Source organism: Pseudomonas sp. RIT-PI-r, assembly GCF_001297015.1.
Classification (GTDB): domain Bacteria; phylum Pseudomonadota; class Gammaproteobacteria; order Pseudomonadales; family Pseudomonadaceae; genus Aquipseudomonas.
Window position 1 is genome coordinate 319767 of sequence record NZ_LIGE01000023.1, and the last position, 17279, is coordinate 337045.

The following is a 17279-nucleotide window of genomic DNA, read 5'->3' on the forward strand; positions in this document are numbered from 1 at the left end:
CCATGCTGATCCCCGTGATTCTGTCCGGCGGTGCCGGCACCCGTTTGTGGCCGGTGTCCCGCGAGGGCCATCCCAAGCCGTTCATGACCCTGCCCGACGGTGAGTCGCTGCTCGGCAAGACCTACCAGCGTGCCGCCGCGTTGCTGGACGGCCGGGGCGACATTGTCACGGTGACCAACCGCGAATATTACTTCCAGAGCAAGGATCACTATTGCGCCGCCCACGTGTCGCGCCATCGCGGACACTTCCTGCTGGAGCCGACCGGGCGCAACACCGCCCCGGCCATCGCCGCCGCGGCGCTTTCGTTGCAAGCGCTGCACGGTGATGACGCGATCATGGTGGTGATGCCCGCCGACCATTTGATCGTCAATCAGGACGCACTGAAAACCGCGGTCGAGCACGCAGTCAATCTGGCCAAGGACGGTTACCTGGTGACCTTCGGGGTGATCCCGACCGCACCGGAAACTGGCTTCGGCTACATCGAGACCGGCGCACCGCTGGACGCCAAAGGCGCAGCGAAAGTGCAGCGCTTCGTCGAGAAACCCGATCTGCAGACCGCCACGCATTATCTGGAGAGCGGCAACTTTCTGTGGAATTCGGGCATGTTCTGCTTCACCACCGCGACCGTGATTGCCGAACTGCAATTACACGCGCCCGAACTGCTGGAGCAGACCCGCGCCTGTATGCAAGCCAGCGCTGCGGTGGAAACGGTCGGCTGCCTGCAACAGGAACTGTCGCCGGCGCTGTTCGCCGAAATCACCGACATCTCCATCGATTACGCCTTGATGGAGCGCTCGGAAAAAGTCGTCGTGGTGCCCGCCGGTTTCGACTGGAGCGACATCGGTTCCTGGGGCGCCGTCGCGGCGCTGGTGCCGGCCGATGCCGACAACAACCGCGCCAGCGGCGAAGCGATCTTCATCGACAGTCACAACAACTTCGTCCAGAGCGAAGGTCGTCTGGTGGCCACGGTGGGAGTGGATAACCTGATCGTGGTCGACACCGCCGACGCCGTGCTGGTGGCCCACGCCGACCGCGCCCAGGATGTGCGCCGGGTGGCCAAGCAACTCAAGGACAAATCCCACGAAGCCTATCGCTTGCATCGTACGGTCAGCCGACCGTGGGGCACCTACACCGTTCTGGAAGAAGGCCCGCGCTTCAAGATCAAACGCATCGTGGTCAAACCCGGCGGCAAGCTGTCCCTGCAAATGCACCATCACCGCAACGAACACTGGGTGGTGGTCGAAGGCATGGCCAAGGTCACCAACAACGGCACCGGCACGCACCTGGTGGCGAAGAACGAATCGACGTTCATTGCCGCCGGCCACAAGCATCGCCTGGAAAACCCCGGCGTGATCGATCTGGTGATCATCGAAGTGCAAAGCGGCGAATACCTGGGAGAGGACGACATCGTCCGCTTCGAAGACCATTACGGCAGGACGGTTTGAATGCTGCTTTCCCTGTATCGCTCGTTGCGCAGCTACCGTGGCTTCATCCTCGGTAGCGTGCAACGAGAGTTTCAAGCGCGTTACCGCAATTCGCTGTTCGGCGCCCTGTGGCCGATCTTCAATCCGCTGTCGATGATTGTCGTGTACACGGTGATTTTCTCGCACATCATGCGCGCGCGCCTGCCGGGTGTGGACGACAGCATGGCCTACAGCGTTTACCTTTGCGCCGGCCTGCTGGCCTGGGGACTGTTCTCCGAAATCACCTTGCGCAGCCAGACGATGTTTCTCGATAACGCGAATCTGCTGAAGAAAATCAGCTTCCCGCGGATTTGTCTGCCGGTGATCGTGCTGATCAACTCCGGGATCAACTTCACGATCATCATCGCGCTGTTTCTGGGCTTCCTGCTGGTAACGGGACGCTGGCCGGGCATGGTCTTGCTGGCGTTGCTGCCGCTGGTGGCGCTGCAAATGATGTTTTGCGCCGGATTGGGCATGATCCTCGGTGTGCTGAATGTATTCTTCCGCGATGTCGGCCAGCTCTTTGCGATCTGCCTGCAGTTCTGGTTCTGGCTGACGCCGATCGTTTACCCGATCACGATCCTGCCGGAATGGGTACAACGCCTGTTGCAACTCAATCCATTGACCAACCTGTTCAGCAGTTATCAGAACCTGTTCCTCTATGGTCAGTGGCCGGTCTGGGGTTCGCTGCTGCCGATCTTCGTCACCGGCAGCGTTTTCTGTCTGATCGGGCTGCGCCTGTTTCGTCAACGCGTCGGCGAAATGGTGGATGAACTCTGATGGGACATATTCGTGTCACCGGCCTGAGCAAGGCCTATAAACAATACCCGAACCGCTGGGCCCGCCTGGCCGAGTGGTTGATTCCCTTTTCGCCCATTCGTCATCACCAGCACTGGGTGCTGCGCGATGTCGAATTCGAGATCGCTCCCGGTGAAGCGGTGGGCATCGTCGGCGCCAACGGGGCCGGCAAAAGCACCTTGCTGAAGATGATCACCGGCACCACCCAGCCCACTGGCGGCACGATCGAACTCCAAGGTCGGGTTGCGGCGCTGCTGGAGCTGGGCATGGGTTTTCACACCGACTTCACCGGACGCCAGAACGCAATCATGGCCGGGCAGTTGCTGGGCATGCAGCTCGAAGAAATCGAAGCGCTGATGCCCGAGATCGAACACTTCGCCGAAATCGGTGAAGCCATCGATCACCCGGTGCGCACCTATTCCAGCGGCATGCAGATGCGCCTGGCGTTCAGTGTGGCCACCGCCCGGCGCCCGGATATTCTGATCGTCGACGAAGCGTTGTCGGTGGGCGATGCCTACTTCCAGCACAAGAGCTTCGAGCGCATCCGCAGCTTCCGCAAGGCTGGCACCACCCTGTTGATCGTGTCGCACGACCGCTCGGCGATTCAGTCGATCTGCGATTCGGCGATCCTGCTCAAGGACGGACGCATGGCCATGTACGGCAAACCCGAAGCCGTGCTCGATTATTACAACGCCCTGATGGCCGAACGCGAAGGCCAGGTCGTGCGCCAGGAAATGCTCGCCGGGGGTGAAGTGCAGACCGTCTCTGGCACCGGTGAGGCGGCGATCCTCGGCGTGCGCATGCTCGACGAAAACGAGCGCAGCATCGACGCCGCCGAAGTCGGGCAAGCGGTGGTGCTGGAAGTCCAGGTTGAAGTGCGCAAGGACATCGAGCGCCTGGTGCTGGGCTTTATCCTCAAGGATCGCTTGGGGCAGATGATGTATGGCATCAATACCCACCGACAGGGCAAAGCCCTCACCGATCTGCGCGCCGGCGAACGCTTTACCTATCGCTTCGCCTTCATCATGGGCCTGGGCAAAGGCAACTATTCGGTGTCGCTGAGCCTGTCGCGTCTGGACTCGCACCTGGATCGCAACTTCGAGTGGCGCGACTACGGCCTGGTGTTCCACGTGATCAACAATCGCCACGAAGATTTCGTCGGCTGCTCCTGGCTCAACGCCCAGACCACGATCACTCGGCAAACCGAAGCCACGCCTGTCGAGCGCACGTCATGACCCGCTTGCTGGTGGAATGCACGCACGTGTTCAAGCACCCGAAGGTCAACTCGGGCATCCAGCGCGTGGTGCGCAACGTCATCAAGCAATTGCCTGCGAGTGCCGACGGCGTCGAATGCATGCCGGTGATCCTGCTCAATGGCCAACTCTATCGCGTGCAGCGGCTGGCACCGTTGAACACCCCGGTGTTCAACGCCCTGGCGACGTTCGGCGAACGCCTGCAACGCCTGGCGCATCGCTTCTGGCAATGGCACCAGCGCCTCGACAGCCAGTGCAGCGCGAAATCGGTGCGGCGTGTGTTGTATGTCGCCTATCGCCTGACGTCGTTCGGCGTATTCGGTTTACCGCTGCGCTTGATTGGCGCCATCAACCACACGCAACTGCTCAAACGCTGCTCGCCGCTGCAACATCAGCCCGGCGATCAACTGGTGCTGCTGGATTCGTCCTGGCACTCGGATTTTTTTGCCCACGCCGAACAACTCAAACGCGACGGCGTCGGCATGATCGCGGTGATCTACGACCTGATTCCGCTGACCCATCCGCAGTTCTACGACACACGGCTGGTGCAGGTTTTCAGCGAATGGTTCGACTGGATCAGCCACACCGCTGACGGTTACATGGCGATCTCCGCCACGGTGCGTGATCAGGTGCGCGAGGAACTGCAGCGCCGCATCGGTCCCGCACAGGCTGACAAGCGCTGGTTCGACTTCTTTCATCTCGGCTCCGAACTCGACCTGCGCAGCAGCGAAGAAACGGTCGAGCCCCGCCTGAGCAAAATATTCGCGACATCCGAGCCGGTGTTCCTGATGGTCAGCACCATCGAACCGCGCAAGAATCACGGTTATCTGCTCGACGCCTTTGAACGCGCCTGGGCCGCCGGCTCGAACGCCCGGTTGTGCATCGCCGGGCGCATCGGCTGGAAGTGCGACGCCTTGCTTGAGCGCGTGCGCAAGCATCCCGAGCTGAATCAACGCTTGTTCATGTTCAATGATCTGAGCGACACCAGCCTCGAACATGCCTATGCCCATGCCAGTGCGCTGGTGTTTCCGTCGTTCGTCGAGGGCTTCGGCTTGCCACTGGTCGAAGCCATGCAGCGCGGTCTGCCGGCGATGGGCAGCGACATCGCGGTGTTCCGCGAGATCGGCGGCGAGTTCATGGCGTATTTCGATCTGCTAGACCCACAAAGCCTTGCTGATCTGATCAGCGCTTTCGAAAGCAGCGACCAGTTCCCCGCCGCCCGCGATGTGGCTGACTGGGCCTGGATCGATTGGCGCGAGGCCAGCGAGCAATTGGCCGAACGCAGTGTGCGCCATGTCCTTGAAGCGCCAGCGGCGCAAGCGAGGCAGCATGCGCATTGCCCTTAACGCACGGATTCTGCAGGCACCGCGCACCGGCATCGGCCACTACGTCGCCGAACTGGTCAACGCGTTGCGCAGCGAGACCGATGTCGAGGTCATGCTGTTCCACGGCTGGGGCTGGAGTTCGGCGCTGCCGGAAGCGGCCATGCCCGGTTATTCGCGCCTGACCCCGTTGCTGCGGCAGATTCCCGGGGCTTATCAGGCACGGCGCTGGCTGGAGCAGAAACGTTTCGACCAAGGCTGTGCCCAGGACATCGATCTTTATCACGAGCCGAGTCTGTGGCCGCTGGCCTTCAATGGCCCGACCGTAATCACCCTGCACGACCTGACACATCTGCATTTCCCCGACACCCAGCCGCCGGCGCGGCTCAAGGAAATCGAGCGGCGCCTGGCCGCCGGTGTAGAGCAGGCGCGGCTGATCCTGACCGACTCGCAGGCCATTGCCGACGAGGCGCAAGCCTGGTTCGGTTTGCCCGCCGAGCGCTTTGTCGTGGCGCCGCTGGGCGTGGCGGAGCGCTTCCGTCCGCGTGAACCGCAGACCATCGACGCGGTACTCAAGGCGCATGCCGTTGAGTACCGTGAGTACTTTCTGTGTGTCGGCACCCTCGAACCGCGCAAAAACCTCGGCTTGGCCCTGCGCGCGCACGCCTTGCTGCCAGACGCCGTGCGCCAGCGCTTTCCGTTGCTGATCGTCGGCATGGCGGGCTGGGAGCGCGAACAGTTCAGCGAACCGTTGCGCCTGGCCTTGGCGAGCGGGCATGTATGCCTGCTCGGTTACCTGCCGGACGAACAGGTGGCACAACTGCTGGCCGGGGCCCGGGCGCTGATTTTCCCCTCGTTGTATGAAGGTTTTGGCCTGCCGGTACTGGAGGCGATGGCCAGCGGCACGCCAGTGGTCATTACCCGCTCTTCAGCCATGCCGGAAGTGGCGGGGCCAGCGGGCAACTATATTGAAGCTGACGATGCAGACGGCTTGCGTGACGCAATGAGCCGACTGATCGACGATCAAGCACATTGGCAGGCATGCCGAGAAGCCGGATTGCAGCAGGCACGGCTTTTTTCCTGGGAGCGTTGTGCACAGGCCACGGCCAGTGCCTACCGCCAGGCCATGGGAGGTTGAATGCGCGTACTTCATTTCTTCAAGACTTACCTGCCTGACTCGGTCGGCGGCATCGAACAAGTGATCTACCAACTGTGCGAGAGCGGCGCCAAACATGGCATCGACGGCCAGGTCCTGACCCTCAGCGCCGACCCGACCCCGCCTGTGGTGCAACTCGGTCACCACGAAGTGCACCGCGCCAAACTGGATATTCAGTTCGCCTCCACCGGATTTTCCTGGAGCGTGTTCAAGCAGTTTCGCGAGATGGCCGCCGAAGCCGACGTGGTCAACTACCACTTTCCCTGGCCGTTCATGGATCTGGTGCATTTCGCCAGCGCCATGGACAAACCGAGCGTGGTTACCTACCACTCGGACATCATTCGCCAGAAGCACCTGCTCAAACTCTATCGTCCGCTGATGAACCGCTTCCTCGCCAGCGCCGACCGCATTGTCGCGGCATCGCCCAACTACCTGCACACCAGCGATGTGCTGCAGCAATTTCAAGACAAGACCCGGGTAATTCCGTATGGCTTGAACAAGGCAGGTTATCCACAGGCCGATACTGAGCGCATGAACCGTTGGCGGCAGCAGCTTGGGGATAAGTTTTTCCTGTTTGTCGGGGTGATGCGTTATTACAAGGGCCTGCATATTCTGCTCGATGCCTTGAAGGACGTGGATTACCCGGTGGTGATCGTTGGCGCCGGACCGCTCGAGCTGGAACTGCATGCCCAGGCAACAGCGCTGGGGCTGCGCAACATCCATTTCCTCGGGCGTTTGGGCGATGAAGACAAAGTCGCGCTGTTGCAACTGAGCTATGCGATTGTCTTCCCTTCGCACCTGCGTTCCGAAGCCTTCGGTATTTCGCTGCTTGAGGGCGCGATGTACGGCAAACCGATGATCTCCAGCGAAATCGGCACCGGCACCAGTTACATCAATATCCACAACGAAACCGGTCTGGTCGTGCCGCCGAGTAATCCACAGGCGTTTCGCGAGGCGATGCGCACCCTGTGGGACGATCCGGTGCGCGCTGCGGCGATGGGCGTGAAGGCTGAGGCTCGATATCGGCAGTTATTCACAGCTGACGAAATGGGCCGCAAGTGGATGGAGTTGTATCAGGAGTTGCTGGAAGAAAAATCCCTGTCCTACGCCTGATTTCAGACCCAACCACATTGCCAATGTGGGAGCGAGCCTGCTCGCGAAAGCGTCGGGTCAGCCAACATCATCGTTGCTGACAGACTGCATTCGCGAGCAGGCTCGCTCCCACAAGGTTGTTTTCGGTTACAGATCCAAAACCAATGGTTGGCTACTCTGCGCCGGCACCGCGCAACAGATCAGCACATGCCCGGCTTGCGGAATATCCGCTGGCGGCTGTGGATAATTCACCGCACCGCTGACCAGTCGGGTCTTGCAGGTGCCGCACGACCCTCCCCGGCAACTGAACTCCGGACGTAGTCCACGACTTTCCGCCAGCTCCAGCAAACTGCCGCCGTCCGGCTGCCAGCGCGCCTCTTTCGCCGAGCGCTCGAACACCACCGGCACCGACGTGGTGGCGGCGGGCGGTTGCTCGATGACGATGGCGTCCGGGTCGGCCTGACGTTTAAGCGTCGAAGGGCCAAAGGTTTCCGCATGAATCTGCGCATCACGCACATCCAGTTCGCGCAGGATGTCGTACAGTCCTTGGGTAAAACCACCAGGGCCGCAGAGAACAAAATCGAGCTGGTCGAAATCCTCGGCATCCAGCAGGTTCCTCAGCACCGTGCCGTCAATTCGGCCCGGCAGATCAAAATCCTCGCCCTCTCGTAGCTCGGCTTCCGGCTGGCTGAGCAAACGCAGGATTCGCACGGAGTCGCCAGCCGTTTCAAGCAAACGATCCAGTTCCTTGCGAAACGGCTGATCCGCCAGATTGCGCGAACTCTGCAGCAATAGCGTCGGACGAATTCCCCGCGTGCGTAAGCCTTGGTACACCACCTCGCGCAGCATCGACAGCAACGGCGTGATTCCCACGCCGGCCGCCAACAGCACCAAAGGTCGGTGCTCCAGCGGTGCCACGGTGAAATGTCCTTGCGGCGCCCGCGCTTCCAGCACATCGCCAACGCGAATCTGCTCATGCAGGTGCGACGAAATCAGGCCTTCGCGCTTGACGCTGATCCGGTAGAAACCATCCGATGGCGCGCTCGACAGGCTGTAAGTGCGGATATGCACCTCACCATCGATCGTGAAGCGCAGCGGCAAATGCTGGCCGGCGAGAAACACCGGCAAACCGGCACCATCGGTGGGCTCGAGATAGATGGAACGGATGCTGCGGCTTTCTGCTTCAATCCTCGCCACGCGCAGTGGTCGCCATTGGTTGCCCAGTGCCTGCGCCTGCAACCGCGCGTCCGCCTCGGCCCAGTTGCCAGTCAACAGACTGGTCGGCGACATGCCGTCGAAGCGCCAGCGCAACGCCAACGCTGCGGGGCGCCGCACCAGTTTTTCCACCTCGAAAGTCCACAGGCGCTCAGCCCCTTGAAACGCTTCGATCTGCGGGTCTTCCAGAAGGATCTCGGTTCGCCCGCTGAGTTGCAGCACATCGCCTGTGGCAAAGTCGATGAACAACAGACCAGCCTTGGGATTGAGCAGCAGATTGCCGAGGGTGTTGAAGTGCAGATTGCCGGCGAAGTCGGGGATGGTCAGACGATTGCCGTCCACCCGTACGAAACCGGCCTGGCCGCCCCGGTGTGAAACATCCACCGCACGCTCGCCGGCGGTATCTACATAGCTGGCGACAAAGAACGTGTCGGCCCCGCTGATCAGCGCCGTGGCCGCGTCATCGAGCGCGTTCAGGTGCTCAGCCGGACGAGTCTGCGGATCCGTCAGCGGCACCCGCTGAAACTGCCGCAATTGGATATATTGCGGGCAATTGCCAAAGGCCTGATCCACGCTCACCTGAAAACCCTGCGCGCTCAGCTTGCCAACATGGCCATTGAGGCGATTGCGCCGGCGGGTGTGCAACTCAATGCCGAGCAAACCGATCGGCTCGCCATTGCGCAATTGCGCCGGGTCATCCGCCGCGACCTGACTGGCGAAGTGCAGATGCTCAGGATCCGGCGAATGGGCAAACCCCGGTGCGCCTTCGAGCACACTGGCCCAGGGCCGCCCATCGGCATCAACGGCGCCGTACAGCAGGAAGGGCAATTGCTGATAGAACTCACGGTGCTGGTCCGGCATCCAGGTGCGAATAACCTTACGCCCGAAAGCTTCCATACGTTCGGCGACGCCGACATGGGCCTGTAACTGTTGCTCGCCAGCGTGCCACGGTGAACGTTCCATCACGACCTCTCCCCTGCACCGGCGGCGCAGTGTGGATTGCGAAAATCAGGCAGTGGTTTGCAGCCCGGCGACAGTGCGAGGCATGCCAACAAAACCGGGCAAGGCTTCGACCCGGGCCAGCCAGGCGCGAACGTTGCCGTAGTCAGCCAACGACACGTTGCCTTCCGGCGCGTGGGCGATGTAACTGTAGGCGGAGACGTCGGCAATGGTCGGTTCGTCGCCGGCCAGAAACGCGGTTCTGCCCAATTCGACGTCCATCACCTTGAGCAGGTTGTGCGCTCGGGTGATCGCCTCTTCGGCATTCAGTTGCGCGCCAAACACTGTGACCAATCGCGCTGCAGCGGGTCCAAAAGCAATCGGCCCGGCGGCGGCGGACAACCAGCGCTGCACCCGTGCGGCGCCGACCGGGTCGGTTGGCAGCCAACGACCGTGGCCGTATTTTTGCGCCAGGTACACCAGAATCGCATTGGAATCGGCCAGCACCACGCCGCCGTCATCGATTGCCGGTACCTGACCAAAACTGTTGATCGCCAGATACGCGGGCTGCTTGTGCTCACCCTTGGCCAGATCGACGAAGATCAGCTCGGTCGGCAATTGCAGCAGGGACAGCATCAACTCGACGCGATGAGCGTGGCCGGAACGCGGGAAGTTGTAGAGTTTGATCGCTTGCATGGTCGACTCCGCTGAACAGGGGCGCCGCTGCGGGGATGAGAGCGCCGATGCAGGCCATCATCTACCCACTTCGAAAAGAACAGAATCACCAGCAAACGCAATCGATTATTTCATCTCATGCAATAACGCCGCATTTTTCAACGCGGGATGTTCGCGCAGAGCCGTTACCGTGAAATCAACGAAACTGCGGATCCGCGCCGGGGCCTTGCGCCCCCCCTGATACACCACATGGATCGGCAGTGGCGGCAGTTCGAATCCAGCGAGGACGATTTCCAGTTCACCGGAGGCAATCTTGCTCGCTACTTGATAGGACAACACGCGGGTCAAACCAAGGCCCATACAAGCGGCGGTAATCGCTGCCTGATTGGCGGTCACGATCAGCCGCGGCTCAGGTCGCACGTTGAGCGGTTCGCCCGCGTCGAGAAACGGCCAACTGCGTTGCTGGCCAATCGCGGAGGTGGCCACCACCGGCGCTCCCGCCAGTTCCAGGGGATGAACCGGCCGACCGCGCTCGGCGAAATATTTCGGCGAACCGCAGATGACCCGTCGAACCTCGCCAACCCGAATCGCGTGCTGATTACTGTCCGGCAGGTCACCGATGCGCACCGCCACATCAATGCCCTCTTCAACCATGTTGACGATGCGATCAACCAGCACTGCATTGATCGTGACATCCGGGTACTGCGCCAGATAACCCGCCATCACCGGCGTCACAAATAAATCACCGAACAACACCGGCGCCGTCACCGTCAACTGTCCACGCGGCTGCGCATGACTGCCCGCAGCCGAATCCTCGGCTTCCTGTACCTCAGCGAGGATCCTGCGACAATCCTCCAGATAACGCTGCCCCGCTTCGCTCAAATGCACGCTGCGCGTGGTCCGGATCAGCAACTGCGTGCCGATGCGCAACTCTAACGCCGCCACCGCCCGGGTGACGCTGGCTGCCGACAAGCCCAAACGCCGAGCGGCGGCGGAGAAGCCTTGCTCTTGGGCGACGTTGGTGAAGATGTGCATTTCCTGAAAACGGTCCATGGGGTCGACCCTCACATCAAAAATCAAAAGATCGCAGCCTGAGGCAGCTCCTACAGGTGAAATACGATTCCCGTGTAGGAGCTGCCGCAGGCTGCGATCTTTTGCGTTTAATTCAATTGTGGATAACTTATTCCACCGTCACCGACTTCGCCAGGTTACGCGGCTGATCGACGTCCGTGCCCTTGAGCACAGCCACGTAGTACGACAGCAACTGCAGCGGAATCGTGTAAAGGATCGGCGAGAGGATGTCGTGAATGTGCGGCATCTGCACCACGTGGGTGCCTTCGCCGTTGGTCATCCCGGCTTTCTCGTCAGCAAACACGATCAGTTCGCCGCCACGGGCACGGACTTCCTGCAGGTTGGATTTGAGTTTTTCCAGCAATTCGTTGTTCGGTGCAACGGTAACCACCGGCATGTCGTTATCCACCAGTGCTAGCGGGCCGTGTTTCAGTTCGCCGGCCGGGTAGGCTTCAGCGTGGATGTAGGAGATTTCCTTGAGTTTCAAGGCGCCTTCCATCGCTACCGGGAATTGCGCACCGCGACCGAGGAACAAGGTGTGGTTCTTCTCGGCGAACAGTTCGGCGATTTTTTCCACAGTGCCGTCCATGGCCAGGGCCTCGCCGAGGCGGGTTGGCAGGCGACGCAGTTCTTCGACCAGACGCGCTTCAACACCGTCGGCCAGAGTGCCGCGCACTTGGCCCAACGACAGAGTCAGCAGCAACAGACCGACCAGTTGCGTGGTGAACGCTTTGGTCGAGGCCACGCCAATTTCGCGGCCGGCCTGGGTTAACAGGGTCAGGTCCGATTCCCGTACCAGCGAGCTGATGCCGACGTTGCAGATCGCCAGGCTGGCGAGGAACCCCAGCTCCTTGGCGTTGCGCAGGGCAGCGAGGGTGTCGGCGGTTTCACCGGACTGCGAAATGGTCACGAACAAGGTGTCCGGCTGCACCACGACTTTGCGGTAGCGGAATTCGCTGGCGACTTCGACCTGGCACGGAATGCCGGCCAGTTCTTCCAGCCAGTAACGGGCAACCATGCCGGCGTGATAACTGGTGCCACAGGCGACGATCTGTACGTTACGGACCTTGGCGAACAGCTCGGCGGCTTGTGGGCCGAAGGCTTGAACCAATACTTGATCGTTGCTCAGGCGACCTTCGAGGGTGCGCTGTACAACCGCCGGTTGCTCGTGGATTTCCTTGAGCATGTAGTGACGGAACTCGCCTTTATCGGCGGCTTCGGCACCGTCGGTGTACTGCACGGTCTGGCGCTCGACGGCTTTGCCATCGACATCCCAGATCTGCACGTTGTCGCGGCGAATTTCGGCGATATCGCCTTCTTCCAGGTACATGAAGCGGTCGGTCACCTGACGCAGGGCCAGTTGGTCGGAAGCGAGGAAGTTCTCGCCCAGACCCAGACCGATGACCAGCGGGCTGCCACTGCGGGCGGCGACCAGACGATCCGGCTGCTTGGCGTTGATCACGGCCAGACCGTAAGCACCGTGCAATTCCTTGACGGTCGCTTTAAGCGCAACGCTCAGATCTGGCTGATCCTTGAGTTTGTGGTTGAGCAGGTGAGCGATGACCTCGGTGTCAGTGTCCGAGGTGAACACGTAACCCAGCGTTTTCAGTTGCTCACGCAGGGCTTCGTGGTTTTCGATGATGCCGTTGTGCACCACAGCGATCTCGCCGGAGAAATGCGGATGGGCGTTACGCTCACAGGGTGCGCCGTGGGTGGCCCAACGGGTGTGGGCAATACCGAGACGACCCACCAGCGGGTGCTCGGCCAACGCGGCTTCGAGCTCGCTGACCTTGCCCGGGCGGCGCATGCGCTCAAGGGTTTCGTCGTTGGTGAAGACCGCGACACCGGCACTGTCGTAGCCGCGATATTCGAGACGCTTGAGGCCTTCGAGCAGGATGGCCGTGATGTTACGTTCTGCAACTGCGCCGACAATTCCACACATGCTTATTTCTCCTGACTGACAGCCGCGCAAATCACGTTGATACCGCGGGCTTGTATCTGATCGCGTGCGTCATCGGGCAGGCGATCATCGGTAATTAGGGTATGGACACTGCTCCATGGCAGCTCCAGGTTGGGAATCTTGCGACCGATCTTGTCGGCCTCGACCATGACAATGACTTCCCGCGCCACGTCAGCCATGACCCGGCTCAAACCGAGCAGCTCATTGAAGGTCGTGGTGCCGCGTACCAGATCGATGCCATCGGCGCCGATGAACAACTGGTCGAAGTCGTAAGAGCGTAGTACTTGCTCGGCGACCTGGCCCTGAAAGGATTCCGAATGTGGATCCCAGGTGCCGCCGGTCATCAACAGCACCGGTTCGTGCTCGAGTTCGCTCAGGGCGTTGGCGACGTGCAGGGAGTTGGTCATCACCACCAAGCCTGGCTGTTGGCCAAGTTCCGGGATCATTGCAGCGGTGGTACTGCCGCTGTCGATGATGATCCGCGCGTGTTCGCGGATGCGTTTCACCGCCGCGCGGGCAATCGCCTGTTTGTATTTGGAAACGCTCTGCGCAGTTTCCGCGACCAGTTCCTGCGGCATGGTGATCGCCCCACCGTAGCGGCGCAGCAGCAGGCCATGGCTTTCAAGCGCAGCAAGATCCTTGCGAATCGTAACTTCGGAGGTTTCGAAGCGCTTGGCCAGTTCATCCACACTGACTTCGCCCTGCTCGTTGAGCAAGGCGAGAATGTTGTGACGGCGTTGTGGCGTGTTGCGTTTCGACATGGCGACCTAAGTTTCGATTCGAAAGATAACGGAAGCAATCAAAACCTATCGGCCCAAAATCGTCAAGCGGAAGTCAGACTTTTTTGAACACGACGCAAACAAAAATGTGGGAGCGAGCTTGCTGGCGAAGGCATCGTGTCAGCCAACATCAATGTTGAATGATCTACCGCATTCGCGAGCAAGCTCGCTCCCACATTGAATTTCGTCGCTAAAAGAAACTGTGGATAACTCAGCTCTTCTTGATCTTCTCCGGCCGCTTCCAGCCATCGATATTCTTCTGCCGCGCGCGACCAACCGCGAGTTGGGCGTTATCCACATTCTGCGTAATGGTTGAACCCGCTGCCGTGGTTGCACCGTTGGAGATATCCACAGGAGCGACCAACGAGTTGTTCGAGCCGATGAACACGTCCGCACCCAACACGGTTTTCCACTTGTTGGCGCCATCGTAGTTACAGGTGATGGTGCCGGCGCCGATGTTGGTGCGTGCACCGATTTCGGCGTCGCCCAAATAGGTCAAATGACCGGCCTTGGCGCCCTCGCCCATGTGCGCGTTCTTCAACTCGACAAAGTTACCCACATGCGCGCGCGCTTCGAGCACGGTGCCCGGACGCAGACGCGCGAACGGACCGGCATCGCTGCCCTCGCCCAGAACAGCGCCTTCAATATGACTGTTGGCCTTGATCACCACGCCTTTGCGCAGGGTACTGTCCTTGATCACGCAGTTCGGGCCGATCACCACATCGTCTTCGATAACCACCTTGCCTTCGAGGATCACGTTGATGTCGATCAGCACGTCGCGACCGACGGTCACTTCACCACGCACATCGAAGCGCGCCGGATCACGCAGGGTTACGCCTTGTGCCATCAAACGGCGGCCGGCGCGCAACTGGTAATGACGCTCCAGTTCGGATAGCTGCTTGCGATCGTTGGCGCCCTGCACTTCCATCGCATCGTGCGGTTGCTCGGTAGCTACGACCAGACCATCGTTGACTGCCATTTCAATCACGTCAGTCAGGTAGTACTCGCCCTGAGCGTTATTGTTCGACAGGCGGCTCATCCAGTCGGCCAGATGATTGGCCGGGACGGCGAGAATGCCGGTGTTGCCTTCGGTGATAGCGCGCTGTGCTTCGCTGGCATCTTTATGCTCAACGATGGCCGTGACCTTGCCATCGGCATCGCGAACAATGCGGCCATAGCCGGTCGGGTCATCCAGCTCAACGGTGAGCAAGCCCATTTGCCCGGGCACCACTTGTTTGAGCAGACGTTGCAGGGTTTCGACTTCGATCAGCGGTACGTCACCGTAAAGGATCAACACCGTGTCGGCGGTAATGAACGGAACAGCCTGAGCGGTGGCGTGACCGGTGCCGAGCTGCTTGTCCTGCAGGACGAAATTCAGGTCATCAGCGGCCAGACGCTCACGCACCACATCGGCACCATGGCCGATGACGACATGAATACGTTGCGGATCCAGTTGGCGGGCGCTGTGGATAACATGACCCAGCATGGAGTCGCCGGCAATCGGGTGCAGCACCTTCGGCAGGGCCGAACGCATACGAGTGCCTTGACCGGCCGCGAGGATAACGATTTCAAGAGACATGACTGGCTACCAATCCTGGGTGGTCAGCAACTGCGACCGGGTTTCGGGAATTCGGAAAAGAAAAAAGGGTAGCCGAGGCTACCCTTTTTTATCAATCGCACAACAAGCGGCTGACGGATTAACCGCCAAACTTCTTGCGGATCTGCTGGACGGTGCGCAGCTGAGCTGCAGCCTCGGCCAGACGTGCGGACGCAGCTCCGTAGTCGAAATCTGCGCTCTTCTCGTGCAGAGCAGCCTCGGCAGCCTTGAGAGCTGCTTGAGCCTGAGCTTCATCCAGGTCGGCGGCACGTTGCACGGTATCGGCAAGCACCTTGACCATGTTCGGCTGAACCTCGAGGAAACCACCGGAGATGTAGAACACCTCGGCTTCCCCGCCTTGCTTGATCAGGCGGATCGGACCTGGCTTCAGATTAGTGATCAGCGGCGCGTGACCCAGAGCGATACCAAGATCACCCAGTGCACCGTGCGCAATCACCATCTCGACCAGGCCGGAAAAGATTTCCCCTTCCGCGCTGACGATATCGCAATGGACTGTCATAGCCATCTGATTGCCTCAACCTAAATGAGCGCCCGTTGCCGGGCGCCGGGATTACAGTTTCTTGGCTTTCTCGATCGCTTCTTCGATGCCGCCAACCATGTAGAACGCTTGTTCTGGCAGGTGGTCGTAGTCACCGTTGAGGATGCCTTTGAAGCCAGCAATGGTGTCTTTCAGGGAAACGTATTTACCCGAAGCACCGGTGAAGACTTCAGCCACGAAGAACGGCTGCGACAAGAAGCGCTGGATCTTACGAGCACGGTTTACCAACTGCTTGTCGGCTTCCGACAGCTCGTCCATACCCAGGATCGCGATGATGTCCTTCAGCTCTTTGTAACGTTGCAGAACGTACTGAACGCCGCGAGCGGTGTCGTAGTGGTCCTGGCCGATTACGTTCGGGTCCAGCTGGCGCGAAGTCGAATCCAGTGGATCTACCGCTGGGTAGATACCCAGGGAAGCGATGTCACGGGACAGAACGACGGTGGCGTCCAAGTGGGCGAAGGTGGTCGCTGGCGACGGGTCGGTCAAGTCATCCGCAGGTACGTATACCGCTTGGATCGAAGTGATCGAACCTTCCTTGGTCGAAGTGATACGTTCTTGCAGAACGCCCATCTCTTCAGCCAGGGTCGGCTGGTAACCTACTGCCGAAGGCATACGGCCCAGCAGTGCGGATACTTCAGTACCGGCCAGGGTGTAACGATAGATGTTGTCGACGAACAGCAGAACGTCGTTACCTTCGTCACGGAACTTCTCGGCCATGGTCAGGCCGGTCAGTGCTACGCGCAGACGGTTACCCGGCGGCTCGTTCATCTGACCGTAAACCAGTGCCACTTTGTCCAGAACGTTGGAATCCTTCATCTCGTGGTAGAAGTCGTTACCCTCACGAGTACGCTCACCCACACCGGCGAACACGGAATAACCGCTGTGCTCGATGGCGATGTTACGGATCAGTTCCATCATGTTTACGGTTTTGCCTACACCGGCACCACCGAACAGACCGACTTTACCGCCTTTGGCAAACGGGCAAACCAGGTCGATAACCTTGATGCCGGTTTCCAGCAGGTCGTTGCCGCCTGCCTGTTCAGCGAACGAAGGCGCTGGACGGTGAATGCCCCAACGCTCTTCGGTGTCGATCGGGCCAGCTTCGTCGATCGGGTTACCGAGGACGTCCATGATCCGGCCCAGGGTCGCTTTACCGACCGGTACGGAGATGGCTGCGCCAGAGTCGGTAACTTCCAGACCGCGCTTCAAGCCCTCGGTGGAACCCATCGCAATGGTACGAACCACGCCGTCGCCCAGCTGCTGCTGAACTTCCAGAGTGGTGCCGGCATCGCTTTTGACTTTCAAAGCGTTGTAGATGCTCGGTACGCTGTCGCGTGGAAATTCCACGTCGATAACGGCGCCGATGATTTGAACGATACGTCCGCTACTCATAGCTGGAT

Annotated in this window: 14 protein-coding genes; 6 read left to right on the top strand and 8 right to left on the bottom strand. The window is 60.2% G+C overall.

All coding sequences use genetic code 11. The annotated features are described in order from the left end of the window. The first annotated feature begins 2 nt into the window (after positions 1-2). The 6 genes from AK821_RS10980 to AK821_RS11005 are packed head-to-tail and all read left to right on the top strand — an operon-like array spanning position 3 to position 7105. Positions 3-1445, top strand: a complete 1443-nt coding sequence (locus tag AK821_RS10980) for a mannose-1-phosphate guanylyltransferase/mannose-6-phosphate isomerase (protein ID WP_064389662.1) — start codon at positions 3-5, stop codon at positions 1443-1445. Continuing rightward, entirely contained in the window at positions 1446-2243 is a 798-nt protein-coding gene (locus AK821_RS10985; RefSeq protein ID WP_064389663.1) for an ABC transporter permease, read from the top strand. After that, positions 2243-3496 carry an ABC transporter ATP-binding protein gene (locus AK821_RS10990; RefSeq protein WP_064389664.1) on the top strand — a complete coding sequence of 418 codons (1254 nt, stop codon included), beginning with the start codon at positions 2243-2245 and terminating at the stop codon, positions 3494-3496. Before AK821_RS10985 ends, AK821_RS10990 begins: the two co-directional genes overlap by 1 nt. Next, positions 3493-4860, top strand: coding sequence for a glycosyltransferase family 4 protein (locus tag AK821_RS10995; protein ID WP_064389665.1), 1368 nt, complete (start codon positions 3493-3495; stop codon positions 4858-4860). Before AK821_RS10990 ends, AK821_RS10995 begins: the two co-directional genes overlap by 4 nt. Next, complete coding sequence (locus tag AK821_RS11000) at positions 4844-5974, top strand: glycosyltransferase family 4 protein (RefSeq protein ID WP_064389666.1); 1131 nt, start codon at positions 4844-4846, stop codon at positions 5972-5974. Before AK821_RS10995 ends, AK821_RS11000 begins: the two co-directional genes overlap by 17 nt. Beyond that, on the top strand, positions 5975-7105 hold the full coding sequence (locus tag AK821_RS11005) for a glycosyltransferase family 4 protein (RefSeq protein WP_064389667.1): 1131 nt from the start codon (positions 5975-5977) through the stop codon (positions 7103-7105). It begins immediately after the preceding gene. A gap of 126 nt (positions 7106-7231) precedes the next feature. On the opposite strand, the gene AK821_RS11010 is transcribed toward AK821_RS11005, so the two are convergent. The 8 genes from AK821_RS11010 to atpD form a co-directional block, all read right to left on the bottom strand. Continuing rightward, positions 7232-9262 carry a pyridoxamine 5'-phosphate oxidase family protein gene (locus AK821_RS11010; RefSeq protein ID WP_064389668.1) on the bottom strand — a complete coding sequence of 677 codons (2031 nt, stop codon included), beginning with the start codon at positions 9260-9262 and terminating at the stop codon, positions 7232-7234. 45 nt (positions 9263-9307) lie between these two features. Beyond that, complete coding sequence (locus tag AK821_RS11015) at positions 9308-9934, bottom strand: glutathione S-transferase family protein (RefSeq protein WP_064389669.1); 627 nt, start codon at positions 9932-9934, stop codon at positions 9308-9310. 105 nt (positions 9935-10039) lie between these two features. Beyond that, positions 10040-10966, bottom strand: a complete 927-nt coding sequence (locus AK821_RS11020) for a LysR family transcriptional regulator (protein WP_064389670.1) — start codon at positions 10964-10966, stop codon at positions 10040-10042. Positions 10967-11093: 127 nt separating this feature from the next. Then, on the bottom strand, positions 11094-12926 hold the full coding sequence (gene glmS, locus AK821_RS11025; protein ID WP_064389671.1) for a glutamine--fructose-6-phosphate transaminase (isomerizing): 1833 nt from the start codon (positions 12924-12926) through the stop codon (positions 11094-11096). A 2-nt stretch (positions 12927-12928) separates the two neighbouring features. After that, positions 12929-13705 (bottom strand): DeoR/GlpR family DNA-binding transcription regulator, encoded by a 777-nt coding sequence (locus AK821_RS11030; protein WP_064389672.1) that lies wholly within the window; start codon positions 13703-13705, stop codon positions 12929-12931. A gap of 229 nt (positions 13706-13934) precedes the next feature. Beyond that, complete coding sequence (gene glmU / locus AK821_RS11035) at positions 13935-15302, bottom strand: bifunctional UDP-N-acetylglucosamine diphosphorylase/glucosamine-1-phosphate N-acetyltransferase GlmU (RefSeq protein WP_064389673.1); 1368 nt, start codon at positions 15300-15302, stop codon at positions 13935-13937. A 118-nt stretch (positions 15303-15420) separates the two neighbouring features. Further along, complete coding sequence (locus tag AK821_RS11040; RefSeq protein WP_007954164.1) at positions 15421-15846, bottom strand: F0F1 ATP synthase subunit epsilon; 426 nt, start codon at positions 15844-15846, stop codon at positions 15421-15423. Positions 15847-15891: 45 nt separating this feature from the next. Next, a complete protein-coding gene (gene atpD, locus AK821_RS11045; RefSeq protein ID WP_016984062.1) occupies positions 15892-17271 on the bottom strand; it encodes a F0F1 ATP synthase subunit beta in 1380 nt (459 codons plus the stop codon). Positions 17272-17279: the final 8 nt, after the last annotated feature.